Raw genomic sequence first — 25,682 nt, forward strand, 5'->3', positions numbered from 1 at the left:
GAGTGCCCTAGCGATCTCCTCGAGACCTAACGCTATTAGCATGAATTGAAGAGTAAGCACGACGGCAAAGCTAACGACTAGCAGGGAGATTGCCATTCTCCACATGCCCTTGGCGACATAGTAAAAGGGGCCAAATAAGCGCAACCCGAAACGATCTTCCGATGACATAGACTTCAAATCTTTCAACGATGGCCCACCGGCCTTTTTGCTCCATTTGAAGCGCCTCTTCCAAGTTTCGGAAACATCAAGCCTGTCAATTTCGATCCCAGTTTCACCGTGCGTAGCACCGACACCTGGTGCTTGAATTGCATCCGTATGTGGCATTCGGTCCTCCGAGAAACGAGAGCAGGACCTAAGATCGGATCATTCGGAACATCAGGTATTGAGTCACCTCAGATAATCAAATCGCATCGCGGTGGGATGGTGTTGACATTGTCGCCACAAAAAACAATACAGCTGTCAGAGCTGCGGAGCTCGTGCATTTCATTTTCATCACCAATTCTTTAGCAGAACCTGTTTTCCCGTCTCCCGTTCTAGCTTGATCGGATAGTAGATCATCGTCACGGCGGTCTGAACTAAAGGCCCAACCCCCCATTGAAGTATAGGAACCGCGAGAAAGGAGGTCACCAAGAATACTCCGTGACCATCGCCAAGAATTGGAGTGAACAATCTGTTCAACACCAATACAAACGGAGCTATGAATAAAGCAGCGTACATATGGACTGTCCTGAACGGATTCCGATCCCGTCTGGCTTTCTCCAACAAGCCGACCGCGTCGCGCGTAAATGAAATATTCGCGCCCTCATCCCGATACATTCGATCAAACAGTCCGTGATTCTTTTGAAACGCGTCATTGATGTCGCCAATTGTGAGGTAAGCTCGATGGAGCAAGCTGGCTGTAACTCCAATTAGGACCGGCGCTCGTATATAAACTTTCATTGGAGCGAACAGGAAATAGAAGTAAAACATCGCGGCGCCAAAAACCCAAAATATGCACAATATAGCTAGAATTGCCAACAAACCATTACACAAGAGCTTGTCTGTTTTCCTAAATGGGAGATACACCAGCCAAGCCAAAATAAACATCGCGAAGTTAATCGCCAATGACGTTTTCCAGACGGCAGTAGAGCACTTGAATGAATCAGTCCCAGCCCACATAAAAAAAGTTCCGCTCAACGAAAGAAATAGTCCTGCAAAGGACGTTGTTATCACGCAGGCTCTTAGATGGTCGCCAACCTGGGGAGCATAGGCGGACCTTCCTTTTTTGTTCATGGCGCAACTCCTCACCTAACCATCTGAATTCGCGGGTAGTCTGTGTAGCGAAGGTCCTTGGTAGAGCGTGAAAGATATTCAGCCGTTTCTCGGAATTTCTTAGCGAGCCAGGAAGTGGTATCGCTTTCGCCCAATGCGTGACTGACCGCCTTGTCAAGTTTGTCAACGCCAAATGCCCATGCAACACTAATTGCAATCGTACCCGCAACAACTAGAACAACCGGCGCAGCAATGGTCGCACCAAGCATGGTAGCAATTCCGAAAATGGCTGCGACTGAAGCCGTTGTCAAAGCTGCGGCCAATCCAGCTTTAACCAAGTCTGTGCCGATTTTTGCTAAGAGGTCGCAAAAATCCTTCCTATGATTCCCGTGCTCATCAATTTCAACATAATCTTTGTACCATTCGGCAGTATCAAGAGCGATGGCAAAGAAGACGGCTACACCTGCCCCCTTCACGACCATCCTGCCTTCTTCTTGCGCGAAGGCTTTCATTGAATCCTTGGCCGCTCCCTTCGCTGTATCCCATGCCTGTTTCACGCCACCTGCACCGCCGGTGATCTTCATGACCTTGGCATGCTTTAATCCGTACTTGGTGGCCGACATCAACTCCCGAAGTTTGCTATTCCCGTTGAAGACCAAATATATTTTTGGGCCTGATTTATGAACCACTCTCTGCAGATGAAATCTGCAACCGATGAGTTCCTTAATCCAGGCATGATTGTCGAAAACATACCCGCCAGTCCCCGCCAACTGAGCAATAATCCAATTGCGTGTGATGATGTCATCGGGATCAAGGTGCAAGGATTCCCCACCTTCTCCAATCCACCGAATCAGCCAAGGTGGCGCACCTTCCTTCGATACTTCCTGAATGTGAACCGACTGTACTTCTTCAGGCTGGCTTGCTGACCTGCTTACATTCTCGATTGCGGTCGATTTCGCCGCAGGCGCAGGATTGGCAATAGCAACAATGAGAGGGACCGGCTTTTCTTTGGGGTCATCTGAATGACAGTGTTTGTCCCACTCGTTCGGGGTGACATTCGAAACCAGATGACCATCGCATTTCACGAGAAGCGAACCGCGAAAGTTTCTGCTAACCCATACATGCATTCGCTCGCCATCCTTGAACATCACCTTGGCATGCTGCGCAGCCAAGACAATCTTCTTGTCGCGTGCGTTGTAGAAATCAGATTCCGTCGCTTCAAGCGTATAGCTCTTGCCATTGCCAAGGTGGATATCGAAGACGACATCACGATGTTTGCGCAATATCACCTTCAACTTTCCGGTACTGCCGCGGATCCAGCATTCGACGGTTTCACCGGGAAGGTCGATGTGATGCTCTTGCACGACCACATCACAGCTTTCGCTCTTGGTTTGCGTAGACATCATTGCTCCCTTTACTTGCGTCTCTTCTGATCCGCGCGGAACGATCCGCGAGCTACATTCTTAATAACCATCTGTCCAGCACCATCCAACGTGCCAGAGTGCTTTTGTCCGTCCCATGCGTGAGCCTCAATAGGATCGTGTTGCAAAGGGGCGTCATCTGCGTCGACGTACTCCAAATGCAGATCTCCGCTCATCACCAGGTCTTCCGCACTATTCTTTAGATCTGGAACCGGCATGCTCTTGGCACCATTGAACTCGTGAGACGCCGCATGGAAGAAAAAATTCCCTTTGGTCCCAACCTCAATACCGCCAGAGCCGAACCGCGCATAACTGCCACCGCCATTGATCACAATTTCATCCTTTGCGCTTATAAAGACTCGATTGGCTGTCTGCGTAATATTCAGCTTAGCGAGTAAATGGATGCTGTCCGTCAGAGCGCTTACGTCAATGTCACCGGCCGCTGCGATCAACTTCATCCCGGCCCGTTGCACAAAGAGCCGAAATGCTTGACGAACACTTGCGAAGAATCCATGTCCCGCTGCGATAGAAACACTCTTGCCGGACGTAAGCGAAGTATCCAAGTCGCTAGCTATATGAGTCGAATTGGCGGTGGTTGTGGCGATGCCAGCCGGGCTGGACAGCACAAGGTGCGGCTTTGCGATTTCTGGAAAGTTGCCTCGATTCGAGTTTAATCCTTCGATGGCAGCGTTCTGCGCTTGAATGGCTGCGAGAGTCTCAGCTTGATCCCCACTAGCGTCTTGCGCGCCGTTTTTCTTTGCAGCGTCCGCCAAGACCTGGTGCAATTCGGCCGCCGCCGCCAACCGTCCGCTGGTCTCGCCCATGTCTTTGATCGGGCCGCGTGCGTCCTGCCTGGTTTCGGTCGTTATCAAGATCCCGCGAGCGGCCCGCGCAATGCCATGCCCGTCCGAGCGCAATTCCCAACCTTCGCCGCGCGTCTCCTTGCGCCCTTCCGTGCCTTCAATGCGTCCGATATTGCCAAGCGCGAGCTGACTAGACAAATGGTCGCTTCTCAGCAAAGTCTGAATTGAGGCGCGCGTATCGTCAAATATGAGTTGATTGCCGCGTTCAGATCCACCGAGTTCACGACTGCGAATCCCGGAAAGGGCCATCTGTTCATCCAGGTTCCAAGGCGGTGCGTGCCTTGCGTTGTAGAACGAACCAAGGATGACGGGATGATCGATATTCCCATCCAGGAAGACGACTGCAACCTCCTCACCCACTCTTGGAAGCCGAATGTGACCGAATTCGTTTCCAGCGCCTGGGGTCATGACGCGCAACCAAGGCGAACTGTTTTGATCACTATTACCGAGCCGATCCCAATGGAATTGCACTCTTACGCGACCCAATTCATCCGTATGAATCTCAGCACCGTCAGGCCCGACGACGGTTGCGGTTTGAATTCCCGGATCAGGACAACGTTCAGTGTTGAAATTTCGTCCTGGGCGCCAGCGAATGTCCTTGCGCACGCAAGTAAAGCTGTTCTCATATGAAGAGACAGCACCCAGCCCCGCTGGGTAGTTATTGCTTGCAACATGATCGACGCTGAGGACCAAGTAGTCGCGATTTGCAATGCTCGAGCGCGCTGCTTCATCGCGTCGATAAGGCCTTGGTTCGCCGCTGAAATGGCCGCCCAGTTTGAACGTCCGGCCCGGCGCGAGCGTTCGATGATTGCTCTCGCCCTCGAAAAACTGGCGATCCTTATCCAGTTCTTCCATCCGCTGCTTGGCGATGCGCTCGCCATCGTCCCGGTCCTTGAATCCATACGAACCAGTGTCTTCGTAGATTTCGTACTGAAAAACGTCGCCTTGCTCATTCAGCGATTCAATGCCCGCCTGTTGCGGCGTCGGACTCTTGTAGTTAAAGCTCGCCAGGCTTGTCTTGGCGCTACCGAGACGTCGTACAGCGTTCCACTCGCGGATGCCGTCTCCTTCCTCTGAACCAGCAAGGTTCTGAAATTGAATTACGTCTGGACCGTCGAAACGCGTCGCATCGATCGGCTCGGCCAGGTGGCTATTGTCGGAAAGAATGAGCGTATGACCATCGGCGCGATGCTCATACCAGTAGTAGAGGCCCAAGTCTTCCCAACGCCGATGTAAATGATTCCAGTCAGTCTCGTTGTACTGGTTGGCGCAGGTCAGCTTCGGATCCTCTCCATAAATCAGCAGACGCCAATCGGCCTGCCGATATTTTGCAAAGCTCAGCTCGGTGATTTCGCGCACGTTCCTGTTGTGGAAGGAAATGCAGTCCTTGTGGAGGCGCGCAAATGCCAGCCAAGGCTCCAGCACGAAGTGATAGAAGGCAAAGCCTCCATCCGCTCGCAGAAAGCGGAATTCAGTCACATAACCATTGAAGTAGCGCAACGAACCGTCTTCGCGCACCAGCGAAATCGTGACCATCTTCCCCATCATTGCCTTCAGCGGGATCCGCGCATCATCAGATAGGGCCTCGACTTCGATGCGAAATCCTCGCGAGACCTCTTCATGCGCATTCAGCATGTTTGGGAGAAGAATCTGATCGGGTCCATCGGAGCGAGGAAAATCCAGGCGCAGGAGCCGATGGTGCTGGGAATCCGAACCGAATACAGACGAGGCTACTTCCGCTAAGACCTGGCTTCCGTTCATCCACACCCTCCGTATCCATGCAGAAATTCTTCAACGGCTAAATTAATGCCGCCGACAATTCCAGCATTGACAGGAGTCAACGCCGACCTCATACGAAAGATGGAATTTTTTTTGAACGGAGCAGGCACGCGCGCGCTTGCGACGGGTGCCTCTAAACGAGGTTCGGACGACGCGAAGCGCGTCGTATGGAAGCGGACAAAAAAATACCCCATTGCTGGGGTACCTTTAGTCGATCTTGGCGGAAGCGGTGTCCGTAGGACTCTCGAATGAAGATGATTGCTCAACAGCCGCCATCCCACCTCTCATCCCTCCTTTACAATTCGAAAGATAGCATCCCTCTCGGGCCAAAGTCTCCGCTGGAGACTTGCTTACGTACACAGGATGGGAGAAGCGGAGCCCGGCCGTGCTCCGGGCCTTTTCATGTCTGACGCGACGATGCGCCATTCGATTGCGAAAAGAAAAATCGCAGCATTTCGGCTGAAGCGTCGGGCCCGGCGGGATCGGTAAAGGTCCCGGCAGGGTTGCCGCCAGACCAGGCATGGCCGGCCCCGTGCAATTCCCAAAATTCAGCCACGCTGCGCCCGCCGCTGGTCAGCAGCGCCGTTTGCGTGTAGCCGCGCCCGTCCGGCTGCTGCACGCGCTGTTGGCGCCGCTGCAGCGCGGCGTCCGGCGTGCAATCGAGGAACTGCTGCAAGACGGCGCCGCCATTGTGCAAATGCACGACCTCGTCGCGGTCGCCGTGAAAGACAATCACCGGCACCGGCCGCGACGGCCGGCGCACCGTCTTGCCCCCGGCGCGGGCCTTGGCGGGCGCCTTTTTCATCGCCGCCAGCCCCGTGATCAGATCGCGCGCGCTGCCGGCGGCCAGCCCGGAATGGACGCCGACCGCAGCGTACAGCTCGGGATAGGCCAGCCCCAGGATGGCGGCCATCGCGCCGCCTGCCGACAGGCCCGCCACATAAATGCGTTGTGGATCGATGGGCCGGGTCTGGACGATCTGCCGCGTCAGCGCCGCCAGCAGCGCTGGCTCGCCGGCGCCGCGCTGCTGATGCTCTGCCTCGAACCAGTTCCAGCATTGGGTGGCGTTCGCCGAGCGCGATTGCTCGGGATACAAAACGAAGCAAGCATGTGTCTCGGCCAACACGTTCATGGCGGTGCCAGCGGCGAAATCGTCCGGGTTTTGCGTGCAGCCATGCAGCATGACGATCAAGGGGCGCGGCCCCGCCGGCGCCTTGGACGGCACGTACAGCTTGTAGCGGCGCGTGCCCTGCTCCGCCGTAAAGCGGCTTTCGAGAAATTCGCCGGGGGCGCGCGGATCGGGCCCGGCCGCTTTGCCAGCCCTGGAGAACGGCCCCGTCTGCACTTTGGACACCCAGTCCGGCACGGCGTTCAGATCCACCATGGGCTTGTCGGCCCGCGGCGTCGCTGCGCGTCCCCGCGGCGCGCGCCGGTGCAGCTCAGGCAGCAGACCGGATGCGTTCAAGGCCTGTTGCACCAGCTCGGACGCGCCCAACGGATCGTTCTGCCGCGCGCGCTGCGCCGCAACGTGCATTTGCTCGATAAAATTCTCGAATGGTTTCATCATGACTCCTTGTTTCAAGTGTGCAGGCGGTCGTTCAGCGCCTGTTTGACGGCTGGCGCAGCAACGAAGGCGCCAAGGACATGGAGAGAGGAGATGGCCGCGCGCGCCAACTCGGGACTGACGTCGTCGTCCAGCGCGGCCAATCCCAGCACGTGAATTTCCAGCCGCGTGCCAGCGGCCACGGCATGTTCGAGGTCGGCACGCGAGTAGCGTTGCAAGCCCATCACAAAATGCTTGCGCTGCGCCGCATCGCGAATCGCGTCGGCGTGTCGCAGCAATTGGTTGCGGATCGCCGTACGGACGAAGTCGGTCCGGTTGGTATAGAAGGCTTCCCGCACCAGCAAGTCCATCTGGGCCAGGTCCACCAGACCCAGATTGACCGTGACTTTGTCGCTGTCAGGCAGCTTTTCCCGTGCTTCAAGGATATTCATGGCTTTGTCCTCCCTGCATACTCCAGATGGAGTATATGGAGGGCTTTTCAAGCGGCGCACACCAACATATTTGCTGCGCCGCGAAGGGGTAGGGAACGCCGCTTTGCGCTTTGCACGCGCCGCCACGCCGGGCCATGCCCGGCCTTGCGCTGAGCGCCTCCCCTATCTCAACCATCATGGTGATGTAGCGCTTCCGCAGCGCAAGCCGCACGCCGCCGCGCAGCGCGCACTATGCGCTGTGCCGGAACCAGCCGGGCAGGCGGGAGGCGGCGCCGGCTCAAGCCTCGGACGGGCCAGGCTTGCGCGGCGCCTCGCGCTTCACCGGCGTGATCGACACGGGATCACTGGCCGGAAAAGTCGCCGCCAATGCGCCGTCGAGCACGTCTTCGACATGCCTTTCCTGTGCCGTCATGCGCTCAGCCGGGACGGGCACGGCCTGGGCGAGCGATGGCATCTGGCGCAAGGCGTAGTGGGCCGCGTCGAGAAAGTGATCGTAACGGTAAGGGCCGAAACGGTATTGCCGGCCATCGTAGGTGATGTTCAATGCCGCCATCGATGCGTCCTGGCCGGGCGTGGGCTGATTCGAACGATCAAGCAAGGGGCCCGGATCGTCACTGTCGCCTGCCGCGGGGTGGGTGCGCACATGGCGGGCATAGGCCAGGGCGTCGTCCAAATGGTCGTAGCGGAATTCGCGAAAACAATAAGAGCGTCCGTCGAAACGCACGCCTGCGCGGGCCGCGGCCTCGACCGTGTCGGGCTCGGCTGGGGGCGCGCGCGCCGCCATTCGGTCGGGGTGAGAAATCGTGTTCATGGTGACCTCCGCAAGAAACGCCGCCGACATGACGGCAGCTTCACGATAGGCCTTTGCCAGAACCAGGGGCGCACCCTACTGCGCCCAAGGAACGCAGTCGGGACGCGAACTGGCGCAAGGCCGGGATGCCCGCCGCTTCAGCACGTTCGCACCAGTCGGCCAGGCGGGGTAACAGATCCGGTGCGCCGCCGCGCTGTTCCCACAAGCACGCCAACTCCAGGCGCATGGCCTGGAGCGTGGCCAGCGCCGGGTCGCGCGCCAGCAGCGGCGCCAGGCTGGCTTGCTCGCTGGGGTTCAATCGCCCGGGCTCGCGCCTGAACAGGCGCACGACGCGGCGCTCGGCCTGACCGCCACCGGCGGCGAGCGCACGGCCGGCCCGCACCACCATGATGCCGTAGGCCCGCGCCAGCGGGTAACGGTAGGTGTGGAAGGCTGCCAGCGTGGTCGCATCCGGTGTCGCGGGCGCGCCTGGCGGCGGCAAGATTGGCGCGATGGCGCGCACCTGGACCAGCCCGAGTCCGCGCAACAGGCACACATAAGCCCAGCCGATGTCGCACTCGAACCAGCGCCAGGACAGTTTGGCTGCGGTGGGAAAGGCGTGATGGTTGTTGTGCAGTTCTTCGCCACCGATGAACAGGCCCCAGGGCAGGAGATTGGTCGCGGCGTTGGGCAAGTCGAAATTGCGGTAGCCGCGGGCGTGACCGAGGCCGTTGACCAGGCCCGCCGCGCACACGGGGATCCACAGCATCTGGATCGCCCAGGCCGTGGCGCCGAGAACGCCGAACAGCGCCAGATCGATCAGCAAGAGCAGGCCCACGCCTTGCCACACGTAGCGCGCATACAGATGACGCTCGAGCCAGTCGTCCGGCGTGCCGGCGCCATAGCGCGCCAGCGTGGCGGGACAACGCGCTTCACGTTGGTAGAGCTCGGTGCCTTGGGTGAGCACGCGCCAGAGCCCGAACACTTGCGGACTGTGCGGATCGCCCGCGCGTTCGCACTGGGCGTGATGTTTGCGATGCACGGCCACCCAAGCGCGCGTGACCATGCCCGTTGTCAGCCACAGCCAGAAGCGGCACCCATGGCTGAGCCAGGGGTGCAGGCGCAAGGCGTGGTGGGCCTGGCTGCGGTGCAAATACAAGGTCACGGCAATGATGGTCACATGCGTCGTCGCCAACACGTAAGCGACGATGCCGGCGAGGGGCCACTGTAGCCATCCCCCCTGTAACCACTGCAATAAGAATTCCATCCAGCTGCCCTCGCCATCGGGACTGCGGCACGCGCCCTCGCGTCGACCGGTCTGCGGGCAGTGTAGGCGCATGCTGGCCGGCGCGCGGTTCGATAGGCACAGGCACTAGGCGGCGGGCGGGCGCCGCCGGCGGCCGTACCACGCCATCATCGGGTGGACGGACAGGCCGTGCAGCAACACCGACGCGGCGACGGTGATCAGCGTGAAGTCGGCCCACTGCCGCGCCAGCGCCGGCACGGGCGCCAGCGGCGCCACATAGAGCAAGTAATACAGGGAACCGATGCCGCGGATGCCGAACCAGGCAAGCAAGGGGCGCGCTGCGCCGCGCGCCGCGCCCAGGCCCGGCGTCAATAGAAGGGCGAGCGGCCGCACCAGCACGAACACGAGCGCGGCGAAGCCCCAGGCCACGCCCAGGCGCCAGGGTGCGCGCGGCAGCAAGGCCCCGAGCAGCACCACCAGGCCCAGTTCGGCCAGGGTCTCCAATTGTCCATTAAAGCCGAGCACGGCTTCGGTCAGGGCCGCGCTGGCGTGGTGCGAATGGACGGCGCGCTGGGCCGGCGCGTCGGCCTGGGCGGCGCGCGCGCGGCCAAGGCGGACCGTGCCCGGCAAGGGCCGCTCGCGCACGCGCTGCAAGGCGAGGCCGGCCGCGAATACGGCCAGAAACGGCGAGGCCTGGCACACGCTGGTGGCGCCATAGGTCAAGCTGATCAAGCCCAGAACCAGGAATTCTTCGAGGCCCAGCGCGCTGCCGCGGCGCGTGCGCAGATGCACGATGAGCATGCCGAGCACGGCGCCGAACACGGCCCCCAGCGCCGCCCCGGCCAAGGTCGCCCACAACAGATCGTGCCACAACCAATACCAGGCCCAGTGCGGGGACGGCGGGGCCGCCAGCAGCGCCAGGCCGAGCATGACGAAGGGATAGGCGGCGCCATCGTTCAAGGCGCCTTCGGCCGTCAAGGCGAAGCGTACCGGGTCGGGATCGTCGCCGGCCTCGGCGCGCACGCCGGCGGCCAGCACGGGATCGGTCGGGGCCAGGATCGCGCCCAGCACGATGGCCGCCCCCCATGACAGGCCCACGGCGTAGTGGGCCAGCGCGCCGATCCAGGCCACGCTCCAGGCCAGGCTGGGAAACGCCAGTGCGAGCGGCACCAGCCAACGCCGGTCGCGCAGCGGCACGCCCAGCTTCAGGCCGGCGCCGAACAGCGACAACAGCAGGCCCGCCTCGGCCCAGTGGACGTAGGCCGCCGCATCGCGCACGGGATCGGGATGGACAATATCGAGCACGCCCGGCCCCAGCGCGTAACCCACGCCCAGGTAAATCATGGCGGCACTAATGGGCAAGCCGGCGAAGCGCTTGCCCACCAAGAGCATTGAAATAAGCAAGGCGCCGACGGTCAACGCCCACATTGCGCTGGTCATGCGCTGGCCCCCTTGCTGGGCACGCGGGCCGGCGCCGCGCTCGCCTCATCCCGCATTGAGATTGCCCAACAACGGCCCCAGGGCGTCGGCCGTCACGGCAGGACTGAACAGGAAGCCCTGGGCCTCGTCACACGCCTGGGCCTGCAGAAAGGCCAGCTGTTCTGGCATTTCCACGCCCTCGGCGACGACGCGCTGGTGCAAGTTCTTGCCCATGCCGATTACGGCGCTGACGATGGCGCCGTTGTTTTCCGCCGCCGAGCCGATCGCGTGCACAAACGACTGGTCGATCTTGAGCACGTCGATCGGCAAACGGTTCAGATAGCTCAGACTCGAGTAGCCGGTGCCGAAATCGTCGACCGCGATTTGCAGGCCCCAGTGCTTGAGTGTCAGCAGCAAGTCCGTGCTCATGCCGACATCGCGCATCAACACGCTTTCGGTCAGTTCCACCTGGAGCTGGCGCGGATCGGCCCCGCTCACGGCCAGAATGTCGCGCACCCCGTCGAGGAACTCGCGGTGCTGGAATTCCAGCGCCGACACATTGACGGCCACCGTCAGCGGCGCCAGGCCGGCATGGTGCCAGCGTGCCGCCTGGTCGCAGGCGGCGCGCAAGACCCAGCGCCCGATCGGCACGATCAGACCGCTTTCTTCGGCCACCGTGATGAAGCGCTGCGGCGCGACCAGGCCCCAGTCCGGATGATGCCAGCGCAACAGGGCCTCGACGCCGGCGATATGTCCCGTGCTCAGGTTGATCTTGGGCTGGTAGAACAATTCGAATTCCTGGCGCTCGAGCGCGCGCCGCAAGCTGCTTTCGATCAGCTGGCGTTCGACGGCGCGCGTATTCATGTCTTCGCGGAAGAACTGGTAGTTGTTGCGCCCACGTTCCTTGGCGTGGTACATCGCCGTATCGGCGTTCTTGATCAGGGTGTCCGTCTCTTGGCCGTCATCGGGATAGATGCTGATGCCGATGCTGGTCGAGGCGTGCAATTCATGGCCGTCGATCCGGTGCGGCAGGGCCAGCGCTGCCAGGATCTTGTCGGCCGTCAGGGCCGCATCCTCCGCGTGCCGGTCTTCGGCCAACAGGATGACGAATTCGTCGCCGCCCTGCCGGCTGACCGTATCGGACGTGCGCACGCATTGCACGAGACGCTCGGCAACGGACTGCAGCAATTTGTCGCCGACCGCATGGCCAAGCGAGTCATTGATGTATTTGAACCGGTCCAGATCGAGAAACAGCAGCGCCAGCCTGCCGCCATGGCGCCGCGCGTGCGCGATGGCCTGCTTGATGCGGTCCTGCAGCAAGACCCGGTTGGGCAAATTGGTGAGAAAGTCGTGCTGGGCCAAATGGCGCATCTGCACCGTCAGCGCGATCACATGGGAGACGTCGCGGAACACCATGACGGCGCCGACGATGTTGCCGTCCCAGTCGTGGATCGGGGCGGCCGAATCTTCGATCGGGATCGGCGCGCCGCCGCGCGGCACCAGCAGGGCATCGGCGCGCAAGCCGATCGAACTGTCGTGTTCGAGGACGAATTCGACTGGATTGGGGATCGCTTGCTGCGTCTCGCCATCGAGGATCCGCAAGACCTCGGCGATCGGCCGGCCACGCGCTTCGTCGCGCTGCCAGCCCGTCATGACCTCGGCCGCGACGTTGAGATAATCGACGTGGCCGCGCATGTCTGTGGAAACGACGGCGTCGCCGATCGAATTGAGCGTGATTTCGGCGCGCGCCTGCGCCACATACAAGCCTTGTTCGACCGCCTTGCGCTGGATGATCGAGCGCAGCGCTTGCGGCACCAGATAATTGCCGAAAAAGCCCCGCATCAGGTAGGCTTGCGCGCCGTGCTGAATGGTCTCGATCGCCTCGGACTCGGTACCGTCCGTGTACAGCGTGAGGATGGGTGTATGGCCGGCGGCCTGGTGCAGCCGGTCGAAGCTGGCCAGGCCCTGACTATCCGGCAAATTCAAATCCATCAACACCGCATCGATACCCGGGCGGCCGAGACGCGCGATGGCATCGGCCAAATTGCCCGCGCGCTCGCATTCGAAGGGGCCGTCGCGCGCGTACGCCAAGGCCGACTCGAGACTCTCGTTATCAGCGATATTGGAAGAAACAATGAGTACGCGGTTGCTCATGCCAGGCCTCCCACTATAGTAGTAAAGACCGGCGCCGCATGAATTAGTTCAGCGCCCGGCACCCAAGGCGTGGACATACGACGAGGCCCGGGCGCGGCGATCTGGCTCGGCTCGCCCAGCGCAAGGACCGGCCCCGGCCCCATGGCAAACGATGCGCAGGTTCAGCATCGTCTCGTGAGTCTGCCCGCGTGCTCAGCCTTTAAACCGCGATAGCCATGCCATATTCGCCGCCTCGAAACCCAGGCGGACAAACGAGCGGTGCGCAAGTTCCATTGCCGCGCTGAGGACAGCTCCGCCGCTTGTACGCCGGCGCAGGCCACAGCCGGCCAGCCACATCAATATCATCCCAGGTCGACCCTCGCACCTCGCCTGAACGCGCCAAAGTGAAAATCGCAATTTCGAGCGCGCGGGCGGACGTCCCTTCACGCTGGCGTACGAGCCGCACGAACTCACCGAATTTACTGGAGCCCCGAAGGCGAAGCCTTCGGGCGCAGGCAACGTAGATCACGCCTTACATCAATTAGAGACGGCAACTCCTCGATTACAAATTCAATTGCTCCAGGGCCTTCACAATACGTCATCCCTTGCGTTAATCATGTTCGTTTGCGTACTGTACATCGGATAACCATGACGTCCAGGATTACAAACGCAATCGCACCTTGAGCTAGCACACGGAAACCCACGCGATATGCAGCTTCGCAAGAATCCGTTGATCATTGGTCCAATGATGCAAACTCGTTTTTGCAGCTAGTCGCAAACCCCACCCTAAAACGGCGGGGATTTCTGCTGTCCTGCTGAACCGCCCTGCCCCACAATGAAAGCTTAATCAGGCAGGGATCGCCCCAACGCCGAGCGGGCTCAAGCCCGACCTGGAGTGACGCTCCAGGCGCTGCGCATGATACGCGCCATTTCCAATGCAGCCTTGCTGCTAGCGGCTTTGTCCGCAACCTGAGCGGTGCAGCTGGCCGCCCGTACACGGTCGCAGTCAGACCGCGTACATCCACACCCGCATCCGCGGGCATTTGTTATGCGGCCGATGTCCGGCCATGAAGTTCGCAAGCGGCGCAATTCGGCCGCCTGCACGCCAGCTCGTGCTGGCAACGCCACGCGGCCGCAGCCTGGCCGCAGCGCTCGCAAACCGCGAGTGCAACCGGCGTCGGTACCGGCAGCGTGGGTTCCGACGCCAGCACGCCGGCCGGTTGTTTAGGCCACCAGCGTGCGCCGCGCGTCGTTACTGGCGGCAAGGCTGCCAGTGACGACGCGCTACCGCGCTCGCCCTGCTTAGCAAGCAGGCGAAAACGGTACATGACGGTAGCACGTGACAGCCACAGCAGTAGGCACACAAGCGACCGTCGATGCTGCTTGCCAGCAGCTTCGCTCCCGTCAAACGGAGCCGTCTCGTGCATGTCGATGCACTCCATGGGCCCTGGGTTATTGGCCCGCCCGCTGATCGGCCTTCAAGCCATCAGCGGCGCCACACACGCATGCGGCGTGGGCAAGCAGTGAAACAAACCGCATGAACGGGAGTGGTGTCCCGTGGCCTTCAACTCCCTGGCCTCGCTGCGGCGAACCAGGCGGCCAAAAACACTTACCGGACTGAACCACACCACGCGATTGCTAACCCTTGCAAGGAGCTTTGTCGTGCGCGATTTGAATTACGAACTGAAACAGATGTGCAACCGGAACCAGGACGGCAGCTTCGCCAGCCGTGCGGATCGGTTGCGCGTATTGAGCCAGGCCGCAGCCCAGCTCGAACGACTCGGCTTTCGCGACATGCACGCGATCAGCCTCAAGCCGAAACACATCACCGCCCTCCTTGGCCAATGGCGGGCGGACGGCGTGAGCACGGGAACGATGAAGAATCGCATGAGCGCCCTACGCTGGTGGGCCGAGAAGATCGGCAAGCAGAACATCATCGAGCGGTCGAACGCTGCCTACGGCATCGCGCACCGCTCGTTCGTCACCAACGTCTCGAAGGCCAAGAGCGTCGACAAGGCGACCCTCGGCCGCATCAAGGATGCCCATACGGCTGCCTCATTGCGCCTGCAAGAGGCATTCGGACTGCGCCGCGAGGAGAGCATCAAGATCGATCCCAAATGGGCCGACCAGGTCGATTACCTACGCTTGAAGGACTCGTGGACTAAGGGCGGCAAATACCGGGAAGTGCCGATTACAACGGAACGGCAGCGCGCCGCCTTGGACCATGCAACGCAAGTCGCAAACGGCGGCAGTTTGATTCCAGCGCAATTGCGCTATAAAGACCAGCTCCAACGCTTCCGCTTCGAATGCCACCGCGCCGGCATCAACGGCGTGCATGGCCTGCGTCACAAGTACGCACAAGATCGTTACAAGCAATTGACCGGCTGGGCTGCGCCGGCCGCCGGCGGGCCCAAGTCAAAAGAACTCAACGCGCTTCAAAAGGCGAAAGACCGCGAAGCCAGGCTCACGCTTTCAAAGGAGATGGGCCATGGCCGCGAACAGATCACGGCGGTCTACCTGGGTCGCTAACCAATTCCTATCGAACGAGGACAATTATGCTTCCCCCTTCCGACCGCCTGCTCAAACTTCGCGAAGTGATGCACCGCTGCGCGCTGTCCCGATCGGCGATCTATTTCAAGATCAAGAATGGCAACTTTCCTTCCCAGGTCCCCATTTCAAGCAAGTCGGTCGGATGGCTAGAGAGTGAAATCAATGCGTGGCTGGACGAGCGCAGGGCCGAGCGCGATCGACGATCACGTTGATTCGGAATTGGCCGATGCGAGAAAGTCCGCCCAAGTCTGCATCAGGACCCGACGCTTTTCGAGAAGATCGCCGCGTCGATACGCAGCCTCCACACGATCGGGCAAGCTATGCGCCAGCGCGTGCTCGCACACCTCGCGAGAAAAGGCGTTCGAGACGTCCTCCGCGCACCAATCGCGGAAGGCGGATCGAAAACCATGCACGGTGATGTCGCCATGTCCCATGCGGCGCAGGACAGCGGTCAGACTCATGTCCGAGAGCGCGGCATCGCTTCGGCGCCCAGGGAAGACGAGACCGTCCTTGCGGCTCAAACTCTCCAACAAACGCAGCGCCGCATCGGACAGAGGCACGCGATGTTCACGTCCGGCCTTCATGCGTTCGGCCGGCACGGTCCACAGGCGACCAGCGAAGTCGATTTCATCCCAGGTCGCACCACGCACTTCGCCCGAACGTGCCGCCGTGAGAATCGCGAATTCGAGGGCACGCGCGGACATCCCTTCACGCTGGCGCAAGAGGCGCATGAAGCCACCCACTTCGCGCCAGTCCATTGCCGCAAAATTCGTGGTGCGCCTCACGCGCCCGGGTTCTGGCAGGAGCGTCGCAAGGTGCCCGCGCCAACGCGCGGGATTCTCGCCTTGCCGATACTGGCGCACCGTGGCCCAATCGAGGATCGCCTCGATCCGTCCACGCAAACGCTTTGCCGTCTCGGTCTTGGTATGCCAGATTGGTTCGAGTACCGTGACCACGTGGGCCGTGTCGATCCGGGCCACAAGGAGCTTGCCAAAAATGGGAGAGACGTATGTCGCCAACGTCGCTTCCCACTGTGCGGCGTGCTTTGGATTGCGCCACCCACAGCGATGCGAACGGATATATTGGGCCGCACATTCATCGAAGGTGTACGCGTGGGCGACATCGACAAGAAGCGCCATCATGGCCCGCCTGCGTTCGTCCAGGGGATTGCGCCCCTCCTTCAGCTGCGCGCGGCATTCGCCAGCCTTTTCACGTGCTTGCGACAGACTCACGTCGCGCAGGGCGCCAAGCCCCATCTCGTGGCGCTGGTGATGAAAGTCAAAGCGGAAGATCCAGCTCTTCGTACCCTGCCTGGACACACGCAGGCAAAGGCCGTCGCCGTCGCGATGGTAGCCAGGCTCCGCCACCTTCGTTGCGAACAAGCTTGTCAGTCGCTTGGTTCGTCGTTTCGCGCCGTCCGCCATAATCCGTCCCACCTTTCGTCCCACCTTTAGAACGAGGATTTGACCGGAAGTTCATGGAAGATCTTGGACGCAAATCAAGCTTCTCCCTCTATGAGCGGACAAAAAAATACCCCATTGCTGGGGTACCTTTAGTCGATCTTGGCGGAAGCGGTGAGATTCGAACTCACGAACGGGTTCCCCCGTCGGCAGTTTTCAAGACTGCTGCCTTCAACCACTCGGCCACGCTTCCTGCGAAGCCGAGATTATACATAAACGCCATCGGCCTGGTCAGCGTCCTGGTTCTCGCGCAGCAGCTTTTCGAAAGCGCGCGCGTCGAGCGGGCGTGACAGCAGATAGCCCTGCACTTCATCGCAGCCGGACTCGCGCAGGAAGTTCAGCTGCTCCTGCGTCTCGACCCCTTCGGCGATCACGCGGTGTTTGAGCTGGCGGCCCATATTGATGATGGTGCTGGCGATGGCGCAGTCATTGCTGTCGTTCGGGATGCCGGTCGTGAACGAGCGGTCGATCTTCAGCGTGTGGATCGGGAAGCGCTTCAGATAACTGAGGCTCGAATAGCCGGTCCCGAAATCGTCAAGCGACAGGGCCACGCCCATCGCCGTCAGGCGGTCCATGATGGTGATCACGCGCTCGATGTTGTGCATCAGGGTGCTCTCGGTGATCTCCAGCTCCAGCCAGGCCGGATCGAGTTCGTAGCGTTCGAGCGTGTTCTTCACGCGGCCCGGCAGCATCGAGGTGAACTCGCGCGCCGACACGTTCACGGCCAGGCGGAACGGGCGCAGCCCGGCGCGCTGCCAGGCGGCGGCCTGCGCACAGGCGGTCTCCAGCACCCACTCGCCGACCTGCACCACCAGACCGGTGGATTCGGCCAACGGAATGAATTCGGCCGGCGGCACGAGGCCGCGTTCGGCGTGGCGCCAGCGCACCAGCGCCTCGGCGCCGATGATGCGGCCGGTGTCGACCGCGTACTTGGGCTGGTAGTGCAGCAGCAGCTCGCCGTGGCCGAGCGCGTGGCGCAGGCCGTGCTCGAGGCGCATCCGCTCGAGCATGGTCTGGTTCATATCCTGGCTGTAGTAGGCCACGCTGTCATCCGGGTTTTCGGCATCGGCCTTGGCGCGCGCCATGGCGATGTCGGCCTGGCGCAGCAGGCTCTCGGCGTCGGTGCCGTCCTGCGGGAAGACGCTGATGCCGATGCTGGCCCCGACGCGCAGCACATGGCCATCGACGAGAATCGGGTCGATCAGGCTGGCCTGCAGCTTCTGGGCCACGGTGGTGGCCTCGAAGTGCTGGCCCAGGTCGAACAGGCCGACGGCGAATTCGTCGCCGGTCAGGCGTGCCACCACGTCCTGCTCGCGCAGCACGGCGCGGAAGCGGCGCGCCACTTCCTTCAGCAGCTCGTCGCCGACGCTGCGGCCCAGCGTATCGTTGATGACCTTGAAGCGATTCAGGTCGATGAACAGCACCCCGGCGATCGACTGGTTGCGCAGCGTGACCGACAGGCCCTGGTCGACCAGCTTGGTCAGCAGGGTGCGGTTGGGCAGGCCGGTCAGCGCGTCGTAGTAGGCCAGGTGGTGCAGGCGTTCCTCGGCCTGTTTGCGCTCAGTGATATCGGTCAGGTAGGCGATCATGCCAATCGGGCGCTCTTCCAGATCGCACAACTGCGACAGCGACAGGCTGGCCCAGAACACTTCGCCATTCTTCTTCCGGCGCCGCACTTCCATCATGCGGCCGCCGTATTCCGCGAAGTTGTCGCGGAAGGCGGTGTCCTCGTCCTCATACAGGAACAGGATGTGGCGGCCCACGGCCTCGATCGCGCTGTAGCCGAACAGGCGCTCGGCGCCCTTGTTCCAGCTGGTGATGTAGCCGTTCAGGTCCATCGTCACGACCGACTCGTGCAGGTGGTCGAGAATCTGGGTCTGGTGCGCGAGCTGGGCTTCGACCTGCACGAAGGCGTGGGTCGAACGCTGCGCCACCGAATGAATCTGCAGCAGGCTGGCCGTCAGCGTCGCCAGACTTGAAAACTGCTGCTTCTCGTGCTCCTCGAAGCTGCCGCGCCCGCACACATGGAAGCTGCCGAAGTACTGGCTGTCGCGCACCACGTCCTGCATCAAACCGCCGGCGGCCGATTCCACCGGCCCTGAGTGTACGGGCGGCAGGCCGCCCGGCGTCAGGTCGGACGGGATGAACTTGCCGTGCGGGGCCTGCATCAAGTCGCTGGCTATGCGTCCCAGTTCTTCCCACAGGGCCGGGCCGCGCAGCCGCAGCACCGCCTCGCAGACGGCGGCGCTGGCGTGCATGTAGGCGGCGCTGGCGTGGGTGCTCATCTCAGAGGTCCCGGCTCACCTGAATGGCCCAGCGGAAGCCGGCCAGCTGCACCTTCCACCACATGGCGGCGTCGCATTCGGCCTGCTGCAGGTAGGCTTCGCTGGGCGACTCCACCAGATTCAGCATCCGTCCCAGCGTGCCCTGGCGCTGCAGCAGCGCCGTTTCCACTTCCTGCGGCAGGCTCAGGGCCGCGCACAGTTCCACCATGCTCATGCCGAACAGGCGGTCGAGCAGCGAGAACATCCCCGTCATGAAGGCGAGGTCCTGGAATTCCACCGGGCCGCCCTGCTGCTTGACCAGGGCTTCCATGCAGGCGGCGCGCAGCGCGGCCAGCGGCAGCAAGGGGTTGATCGGGCCGTCCTCCTGCTGGCGCGCGTACAGCAGCAGCTGCAGCCAGCGCTGCAGCTGGCGCCGGCCCAGCACGTGGATGGCCTGGGCGAAGCTGGCGATGCGCGCCTTGCTGCCCACGGCCGCGGAATTGGCGAGCTTCAGCAGGTGGTAGGCCAGGGCCGGGTCCTGCTTGACCTGCAGTTCGAGCTCGCGCGTGTCGGCGTCGCGTGCCACCAGGGCCAGCAACGCCAGCAGGCGCTTGCGCGAGGCGCTGTCCTGGGGCGGCGCGTCGGGATCGGTATCGAGCACATAGTCGCCGCAGAACCAGCTGGCGCCGGCCGCTTCGGCCGCCGTGCGGGTGGCGCGGTCGTCCACATGGCGCGCCAGGCGCAGCGCGTGGCGCGGCGTGAAGTCGACGCCGGCCGGCAGCGCGCCATCGAGCAGCACGCGGTAGCCCATGTCCTGCCAGCGCGCCACGGCCGCCGGGGCCTGCTCACGCGTCAGACAATCGGCGCGGAACAGCGGCAGCACGCACTCGGGCGGCAGCAGGGCCATCACATTGTCGTCCGGGCGCGGACAGGGCAAGGGCAGCACCCACTCCAGCTGTGCGAGCGCCGCCGCCATCTCCAGGTCGCCGAACACGGCGCCCAGGGCGGTACTGACGTCTTCCCCTGCTTGCGGTACCACTTCAACAACCAATCCGACCCAGAGGTCCTGGGTGTCGGTCACGGCCTGAATATTTACCAACGGGAACTGGTTGAGATTGTTTGCTGCGGACATCGTGGTTTTGGATGGACAATCTTCCAATGCTAGCTAATTAATTGGCAAAAAGCAACAAATTTGGTGAGATTTGGTGATCTTTTCCTAGAATCAATCCTCGAATGCCGCGCTGTCTTTTGACGCCGGTGTTGATCTTTTAAAAGCGTGCGGCGCGCCCCGTTCGGCCACTGTTTGTGGTGCCTCAAGATTGCTGAAGCGCCCTGCCCGTATATTTTTCCGGCAGGAATCAACGTCCTGAGCGGAGCGGAGCATGGGCAATTTTGAGCAGGCCAGCCTCGGACAGAAACTGACGCGCACGGCGGCTTCGGCCGCCGGCCTGGCGCTGCTATTGGGTCTGGCCGCCTTCGCTTTCGACACCTGGCTCGAGTCGCCCGACCGGACCCAGGCGCTGCGCCGTCTGCTCGGCGCGGCCGGGGTGGCGCTGGCGGCCTTCGGCCTGGCGCTGGGCCAGGCCGGGCGCCACCGGCGCCGCCTGGGCGAGCCGGTCACCGCCATCACACGCCAGATTCTCGGCATCGCCGCCAACCAGGACTACACCCAGCGCCTGCAGCACGAGCGCCACGATGAACTGGGCGCGATGATCGACGCGATCAATGCCCTGCTGGCCCAGATCGAAGGGCGCGGCGCCGCCCTCACCCTGCACCGCGACGAACTCGAACGCCAGGTCAGCGTGCGCACCGAGCAGCTGGAGAAGGCCAAGAACGCCGCCGAAGCGGCCAGCCGCGCCAAGAGCGCCTTCCTGGCTACCATGAGCCACGAAATCCGCACGCCGATGAACGGGGTGCTCGGCATGACCGAGCTGCTGCTGTCGACCAAACTCAGTGAGGAGCAGCGCAACTACACGAGCATGGTGCAGCGCTCGGGCGAGCATCTGCTGGTCCTCATCAACGATATCCTCGACTTCTCGAAGATCGAGGCGGGCAAGCTCTCGGTCGAATACATCCACTTCAATCTGGCCGATCTGCTGGACGACATCGACCATGTGTTCACGCCCCAGGCCCAGGCCAAGGGTCTGTCCTTCGTGCTCGATGCCGCCCACGATCTGCCGCTGGCCGTGTGCGGCGACCCGAACCGCCTGCGCCAGGTGCTGGCCAACCTGCTCGGCAACGCGATCAAGTTCACCGAGCGCGGCCAGGTCGCGCTGTCGGTGCGCCTGACCCAGGAGGACGGCCAGGCCGCCGCCCTGCGCTTCGAAGTCAAGGACACCGGCATCGGCATCGCGCGCGACGCCCGCACCCGTATCTTCGAGGCCTTCAGCCAGGCCGATAATTCGACCACCCGCAAATACGGCGGCACCGGCCTCGGTCTGGCCATCGCCAAGCAGCTGGTGGAGCTGATGGGCGGGCGCATCGGCGTCGAACACGCGCTGCCGCATGGCTCGCTGTTCTGGTTCACGGTCAGTCTCGACAAGCGCCGGGTCGACGCCGGCAGCACGCCCTCGCATCCGAACGTGGTGCGCGCCCTGATCGTCGACGAGAACCCGAAGAGCGCGGCCGCGCTCGAACTGCAGCTGGCGCAGTGGCAGATCCAGGCCGAGACGGCCGGCAGCGCCGACGAGGCCCTGGCCAAACTGGTCGGTGCGCCCTTCGACGTGGCCATCATCGACATGGAACTCTCGCACGGCAGCGGGCTGTCGCTGGCGGCCGCGATCCAGGCCGACCGCCTGGCCACCAATATGCGCATGCTGCTGCTCTCGAGCGAACGCTGCGCCGCCGACGCGCAGCAGCGCCGTACGGCCGGCGTGGCCTATCAGCTGATCAAGCCGCCGCGCGCGGGCGATTTGTGGGAATGCCTGCTGGCCCCGAGTGCGCCGCCAGCGCCGGCCACACCGGCCGAGAGTGCGCCGCCCGAGCCCGCGCCCAGCGCCAGTGCCCCGGCGCGCGGGCGGCGCCGGCGCGTGCTGCTGGCCGAGGACAACCCGGTCAATGTCGAAGTGGCCCAGGCCATGCTGGCCTCGCTGGGCCTGGACGTGACCTGCGCCCGCAACGGCGAGGAGGCGCTGCGCGCCGTCGACCACGGCGACTTCGATGTGGTGCTGATGGATTGCCAGATGCCGGTGATGGACGGTTTCGCCGCCACCAGCGAAATCCGGCGGCGCGAGCAGGAAGCCGGCCGCACGCGCAGCCTGCCGATCCTGGCCATCACCGCCAACGCCCTGCAGGGCGACCGCGAAAGCTGCCTGGCCGCCGGCATGGACGACTACCTGTCCAAGCCCTTCACGCGGCACGCGCTGGCGGCCACGCTGGGCCGCTGGATGGCCTTGCCCGCCCTGCCCCAGCCCGCGCCCGAGGTGCCGCGCGAGACCTTCAACCGCAGCGCGCTCGAGGCTATCCGCACGCTCTCGCCCGAGCGTGGCGACGCCCTGGTTGAACGGGTGGTGCAGGCCTTCATCCACGACACCCCGCAGCAGATCAAGCGCATGCGCGAGGCGGCCGCCATCGACGACAGCGAAAGCCTGCGCAAAGCCGCCCACAGCCTGAAGTCGGCCAGCGCCAACATCGGCGCCGAGACCCTGTCGCAGCAGGCGCGCGAGCTCGAACAACTGGGCCGCAGCGGCATCTGTGGCGGCGCCGACGCCATCCTGAAAGACATGGAGCGCGAATTCCAGGCTGTCCGCCTGTCCCTCAACGCCTTACTTGAGAAGGAGACCTGACATGGCTGCGCCGATTGCTCCCCGCCGCTCCCGGGTCCTGGTCGCCGATGACGACCCGGTCATGCGTTTGCTGATGCTCGAAATGCTCGGCCAGGTGGGCCTGGAGGGCATCGAGGCCGCCGACGGCGCGGCCGCCCTCGCCCACTGCCGCGCCGGTCCGCCCGATCTGGTGCTGCTCGACGTCGACATGCCCGGCATGGACGGCTTCAGCGCCTGCCGCGCCATCCGCGCGCTCGAACATGGGGCCCTGGTCCCGATCATCATGGTCACCGGCAGCGACGACGTCGACGCCGTGACCCGCGCCTACGAGGCCGGCGCGACCGACTTCGTGTCCAAGCCGATCAACTGGCCGATCCTCGGCCACCGCGTGCTGTACGTGCTGCGCGCCTCGGACGCCATCGCCCGCCTGCGCATCGCCGACGCACACAACCGCGCCGTGCTGGCCGCGATTCCCGATACCTTCTTCCGCCTTTCGGCCGACGGCGTCTATCTCGATTACGAGCAGGGCCGCACCGACACCGGCGCCGGCTGCGTCGGCAAGCATGTGCGCGAGGTGCTGCCGGCCGCCATCGCCGAACGGATGATGGAGCACGTCCAGGCCGTGCTGGGCGGCGACGCCCTGCGCTCGATGGAGTACACGGTGCTGCGCGGCGCCGAGGAAGTGCATGTCGAAGCGCGCCTGGTGGCGACCGAGTCAGGCCAGATTCTCGGCCTGGTGCGCGACATCAGCGAGCGCAAACGCAGCGAGGAGCAGATCCGCCGCCTGGCCTACAGCGACAGCCTGACCGGCATTCCGAACCGCCAGGCCTTCCTCGACATGCTGGAACGCGAACTGCAGCGTGCGCGCGCCGCGGGCAGCAAATTCGCGGTGCTGTTCATGGACCTGGACGCCTTCAAGCGCATCAACGACACGCTCGGCCACAACGTCGGCGACCTGCTGCTCAAGGCCGTGTCCGAGCGCCTGCGCGAAACGATCCGTCCGTCCGACCTGCTGTCGCAAGGAGCGCACGACAACCTGGCGCGCCTGGGCGGCGACGAGTTCACGCTGCTGATTCCGGACCTGGAAAAAGTCGACAACGCTCTGGCCGTGGCCCAGCGCGTGAAGGAAGCGATGCGCCGTCCCTTCGCCATCGACGGCCACGAAATCTTCGTCACCGCCTCGATCGGCATTTCGCTCTACCCGGAAGACGGGCAGGATTCGGACGCCCTGCTCAAATACGCCGACACGGCCATGTACCACGCCAAAAACTGCGGCAAGAACAACGCCAAGCTGTATAGCTCCTCGCTGACGATGCAGATCATGAGCCATGTGAAGCTGGAAGTCGGCCTGCGCAAGGCGCTCCAGCATGGCGAGCTGTATCTGCACTATCAGCCGCAGGTGTCGGTGCGCAGCGCGCGCATCGTCGCGGTCGAGGCCCTGATCCGCTGGCGCCACCCGGAGCGCGGCCTGATCAGCCCCACCGAGTTCATTCCCCTGGCCGAGGAGACCGGCCTGATTGTGCCGATCGGCGAATGGGTGCTGCGCAGCGCCTGCCGCCAGGCCAAGCTGTGGGAGGCCGTCACGCCCGAGCCGCTGCGCCTGGCCGTCAATCTGTCGGCGCGCCAGTTCAAGGACGAGAATCTGAGCCAGATGGTGCTGGCCGTGCTGCAGGAGACGCGCCTGGCGCCCGACAAGCTGGAACTGGAACTGACCGAGGGCACGCTGATGGACGATGCGCGCGCCACCATGGCCACGCTGGAGCAACTGCGCCGGATCGGCGTCTATCTGTCGATCGACGACTTCGGCACCGGCTATTCGTCGATGAATTATCTGAAGCGCTTCGATGTGCGCGCCCTGAAGATCGACCGCAGCTTCATCAGCGGCCTGCCGCAGGACTCGGAGAACGCCGCCATCACGCGCGCCATCATCGCGATGGCGCATGGACTGAAGATGGCGGTGGTGGCGGAAGGGGTGGAGACCGACGAACAGCTGGTGCTGCTCGAGCAGTTCGGCTGCGACCTGGCCCAGGGCTTCCATCTCGGGCACCCGGCGCCGCCGGAGTCGATCACCCTGATGCTCGAGAAGCAGGCCGCCCTGACCGGCACCTAGGCCTTAGCCGTTCCAGCGGAACACCGGCAGCGCGGGCGGGCGGTAGCCGAGCGACAGCACGATCTGGTCGCCGTGGTGCAGCGTCAGCATGCGCGGATCGCCCTCGTATTCACGCGCGCCGGCGGCATCGATCACAAACACATGCAGGGTCTTCTCGGTGATGCCGGCCACGTTCGTGCTGCTCAAGGGCTGGCCCCAGGCGGCAAACACTTCGGCCAGGGTCGGCAGATGCTTGTCGCTGACGCTGATGTGGAGCACGCCGCTGCGGTCCTCGGTGTAGATCGGACCGGCGCAGGCGCCGTCGGCGGCGCCGATCCCGGCCGGCACGGCCAGGGCCTCGCCATCGCGCAGCACGCTCAGATGCACCGACATGCCGCGCCCATCGAGCTGCTCGCTGTAGCAGCCGATGCTGTCGGCCAGATCGGGCCAGGCGTCGCTGCCCACCTGCTCGCCCGGCTGCAGCGGATAGGCCGCGCCAAGCGGCGGCACCGCCGCCACCGACACGCCGGACTGCACCGGCTGCGGCCCGGGGCCGCCGTTCCCGCCACCACAAGCTGCCAGCAGCAGCGCGCACACCACACTCAGACTTCCGATTGACTGACGCATACGACCTCCTTCGCTGTGGAAATTGTCGTTA

18 protein-coding genes and 1 tRNA gene are annotated in these 25,682 nt (G+C 63.0%); 4 read left to right on the plus strand and 15 right to left on the minus strand.

The features are described from left to right. From LZ005_RS17330 to LZ005_RS17375, 10 genes are all read right to left on the minus strand, one after another. Window positions 1-324 (minus strand): DUF2628 domain-containing protein (locus tag LZ005_RS17330; protein ID WP_237809757.1); only part of this gene is annotated, 324 nt, incomplete at its 3' end. 168 nt (window positions 325-492) lie between these two features. Further along, the gene (locus LZ005_RS17335) at window positions 493-1,272 is read right to left on the minus strand and encodes a hypothetical protein (protein WP_237809758.1); all 780 of its coding nucleotides are present in this window, start codon (window positions 1,270-1,272) and stop codon (window positions 493-495) included. Window positions 1,273-1,283: 11 nt separating this feature from the next. Further along, window positions 1,284-2,654 (minus strand): hypothetical protein, encoded by a 1,371-nt coding sequence (locus LZ005_RS17340; RefSeq protein ID WP_237809759.1) that lies wholly within the window; start codon window positions 2,652-2,654, stop codon window positions 1,284-1,286. 11 nt (window positions 2,655-2,665) lie between these two features. After that, the gene (locus LZ005_RS17345; protein WP_237809760.1) at window positions 2,666-5,296 is read right to left on the minus strand and encodes a type VI secretion system Vgr family protein; all 2,631 of its coding nucleotides are present in this window, start codon (window positions 5,294-5,296) and stop codon (window positions 2,666-2,668) included. Window positions 5,297-5,714: 418 nt separating this feature from the next. After that, window positions 5,715-6,878: a PHB depolymerase family esterase gene (locus tag LZ005_RS17350; RefSeq protein ID WP_237809761.1), complete on the minus strand. Its 1,164-nt coding sequence runs from the start codon at window positions 6,876-6,878 to the stop codon at window positions 5,715-5,717. A 14-nt stretch (window positions 6,879-6,892) separates the two neighbouring features. After that, window positions 6,893-7,309, minus strand: a complete 417-nt coding sequence (locus LZ005_RS17355; protein ID WP_237809762.1) for a CopG family transcriptional regulator — start codon at window positions 7,307-7,309, stop codon at window positions 6,893-6,895. A 277-nt stretch (window positions 7,310-7,586) separates the two neighbouring features. Continuing rightward, window positions 7,587-8,120, minus strand: coding sequence for a hypothetical protein (locus LZ005_RS17360; protein ID WP_237809763.1), 534 nt, complete (start codon window positions 8,118-8,120; stop codon window positions 7,587-7,589). Window positions 8,121-8,160: 40 nt separating this feature from the next. Then, window positions 8,161-9,366 carry a fatty acid desaturase gene (locus tag LZ005_RS17365; protein WP_237809764.1) on the minus strand — a complete coding sequence of 402 codons (1,206 nt, stop codon included), beginning with the start codon at window positions 9,364-9,366 and terminating at the stop codon, window positions 8,161-8,163. A gap of 105 nt (window positions 9,367-9,471) precedes the next feature. Next, entirely contained in the window at window positions 9,472-10,785 is a 1,314-nt protein-coding gene (locus LZ005_RS17370; RefSeq protein WP_269106763.1) for a cation:proton antiporter, read from the minus strand. A gap of 45 nt (window positions 10,786-10,830) precedes the next feature. Then, a complete protein-coding gene (locus tag LZ005_RS17375; protein ID WP_237809766.1) occupies window positions 10,831-12,918 on the minus strand; it encodes a bifunctional diguanylate cyclase/phosphodiesterase in 2,088 nt (695 codons plus the stop codon). Between the two features lie 1,641 nt (window positions 12,919-14,559). Between LZ005_RS17375 and LZ005_RS17380 the strand changes: the two genes are divergently transcribed. Beyond that, the gene (locus LZ005_RS17380) at window positions 14,560-15,426 is read left to right on the plus strand and encodes a phage integrase N-terminal domain-containing protein (protein WP_373889350.1); all 867 of its coding nucleotides are present in this window, start codon (window positions 14,560-14,562) and stop codon (window positions 15,424-15,426) included. A 26-nt stretch (window positions 15,427-15,452) separates the two neighbouring features. Continuing rightward, window positions 15,453-15,659 (plus strand): AlpA family transcriptional regulator, encoded by a 207-nt coding sequence (locus tag LZ005_RS17385; RefSeq protein WP_237809768.1) that lies wholly within the window; start codon window positions 15,453-15,455, stop codon window positions 15,657-15,659. Here LZ005_RS17385 and LZ005_RS17390 read toward each other — a convergent pair. The 4 genes from LZ005_RS17390 to LZ005_RS17405 all read right to left on the minus strand — a co-directional run bounded on the left by LZ005_RS17390 (window position 15,651) and on the right by LZ005_RS17405 (window position 20,303). Next, the gene (locus LZ005_RS17390) at window positions 15,651-16,829 is read right to left on the minus strand and encodes an integrase arm-type DNA-binding domain-containing protein (RefSeq protein WP_307727812.1); all 1,179 of its coding nucleotides are present in this window, start codon (window positions 16,827-16,829) and stop codon (window positions 15,651-15,653) included. The two genes, LZ005_RS17385 and LZ005_RS17390, sit on opposite strands and share 9 nt — an antisense overlap. Before the next feature lie 181 nt (window positions 16,830-17,010). Next, a tRNA-Ser gene (locus tag LZ005_RS17395) sits at window positions 17,011-17,100 on the minus strand. Between the two features lie 13 nt (window positions 17,101-17,113). After that, window positions 17,114-19,192, minus strand: coding sequence for a bifunctional diguanylate cyclase/phosphodiesterase (locus LZ005_RS17400; protein ID WP_237809770.1), 2,079 nt, complete (start codon window positions 19,190-19,192; stop codon window positions 17,114-17,116). 1 nt (window position 19,193) lies between these two features. Continuing rightward, window positions 19,194-20,303, minus strand: coding sequence for an HDOD domain-containing protein (locus tag LZ005_RS17405; RefSeq protein ID WP_237809771.1), 1,110 nt, complete (start codon window positions 20,301-20,303; stop codon window positions 19,194-19,196). Between the two features lie 250 nt (window positions 20,304-20,553). Between LZ005_RS17405 and LZ005_RS17410 the strand changes: the two genes are divergently transcribed. After that, window positions 20,554-22,956: a response regulator gene (locus tag LZ005_RS17410; protein ID WP_237809772.1), complete on the plus strand. Its 2,403-nt coding sequence runs from the start codon at window positions 20,554-20,556 to the stop codon at window positions 22,954-22,956. Window position 22,957: 1 nt separating this feature from the next. Then, on the plus strand, window positions 22,958-25,045 hold the full coding sequence (locus LZ005_RS17415; RefSeq protein ID WP_237809773.1) for a bifunctional diguanylate cyclase/phosphodiesterase: 2,088 nt from the start codon (window positions 22,958-22,960) through the stop codon (window positions 25,043-25,045). Window positions 25,046-25,048: 3 nt separating this feature from the next. Here the strand turns inward: LZ005_RS17415 and LZ005_RS17420 are convergent, their stop codons facing one another. Then, complete coding sequence (locus LZ005_RS17420; protein ID WP_237809774.1) at window positions 25,049-25,651, minus strand: hypothetical protein; 603 nt, start codon at window positions 25,649-25,651, stop codon at window positions 25,049-25,051. Between the last annotated feature and the right edge of the window lie 31 nt (window positions 25,652-25,682).

Source organism: Massilia sp. TS11 (assembly GCF_022012445.1).
Taxonomy (GTDB): domain Bacteria; phylum Pseudomonadota; class Gammaproteobacteria; order Burkholderiales; family Burkholderiaceae_D; genus Telluria.

Excerpts from the sequence above, each read along its gene's own strand:
- LZ005_RS17370 (WP_269106763.1), bottom strand. The coding sequence starts at position 10,785 with ATGACCAGCGCAATGTGGGCGTTGACCGTCGGCGCCTTGCTTATTTCA.
- LZ005_RS17345 (WP_237809760.1), bottom strand. The coding sequence starts at position 5,296 with ATGAACGGAAGCCAGGTCTTAGCGGAAGTAGCCTCGTCTGTATTCGGT.
- LZ005_RS17375 (WP_237809766.1), bottom strand. The coding sequence starts at position 12,918 with ATGAGCAACCGCGTACTCATTGTTTCTTCCAATATCGCTGATAACGAG.
- LZ005_RS17415 (WP_237809773.1), top strand. The coding sequence starts at position 22,958 with ATGGCTGCGCCGATTGCTCCCCGCCGCTCCCGGGTCCTGGTCGCCGAT.
- LZ005_RS17385 (WP_237809768.1), top strand. The coding sequence starts at position 15,453 with ATGCTTCCCCCTTCCGACCGCCTGCTCAAACTTCGCGAAGTGATGCAC.
- LZ005_RS17420 (WP_237809774.1), bottom strand. The coding sequence starts at position 25,651 with ATGCGTCAGTCAATCGGAAGTCTGAGTGTGGTGTGCGCGCTGCTGCTG.
- LZ005_RS17350 (WP_237809761.1), bottom strand. The coding sequence starts at position 6,878 with ATGAAACCATTCGAGAATTTTATCGAGCAAATGCACGTTGCGGCGCAG.
- LZ005_RS17340 (WP_237809759.1), bottom strand. The coding sequence starts at position 2,654 with ATGTCTACGCAAACCAAGAGCGAAAGCTGTGATGTGGTCGTGCAAGAG.
- LZ005_RS17365 (WP_237809764.1), bottom strand. The coding sequence starts at position 9,366 with ATGGAATTCTTATTGCAGTGGTTACAGGGGGGATGGCTACAGTGGCCC.
- LZ005_RS17360 (WP_237809763.1), bottom strand. The coding sequence starts at position 8,120 with ATGAACACGATTTCTCACCCCGACCGAATGGCGGCGCGCGCGCCCCCA.
- LZ005_RS17405 (WP_237809771.1), bottom strand. The coding sequence starts at position 20,303 with ATGTCCGCAGCAAACAATCTCAACCAGTTCCCGTTGGTAAATATTCAG.
- LZ005_RS17355 (WP_237809762.1), bottom strand. The coding sequence starts at position 7,309 with ATGAATATCCTTGAAGCACGGGAAAAGCTGCCTGACAGCGACAAAGTC.
- LZ005_RS17410 (WP_237809772.1), top strand. The coding sequence starts at position 20,554 with ATGGGCAATTTTGAGCAGGCCAGCCTCGGACAGAAACTGACGCGCACG.
- LZ005_RS17335 (WP_237809758.1), bottom strand. The coding sequence starts at position 1,272 with ATGAACAAAAAAGGAAGGTCCGCCTATGCTCCCCAGGTTGGCGACCAT.
- LZ005_RS17400 (WP_237809770.1), bottom strand. The coding sequence starts at position 19,192 with ATGAGCACCCACGCCAGCGCCGCCTACATGCACGCCAGCGCCGCCGTC.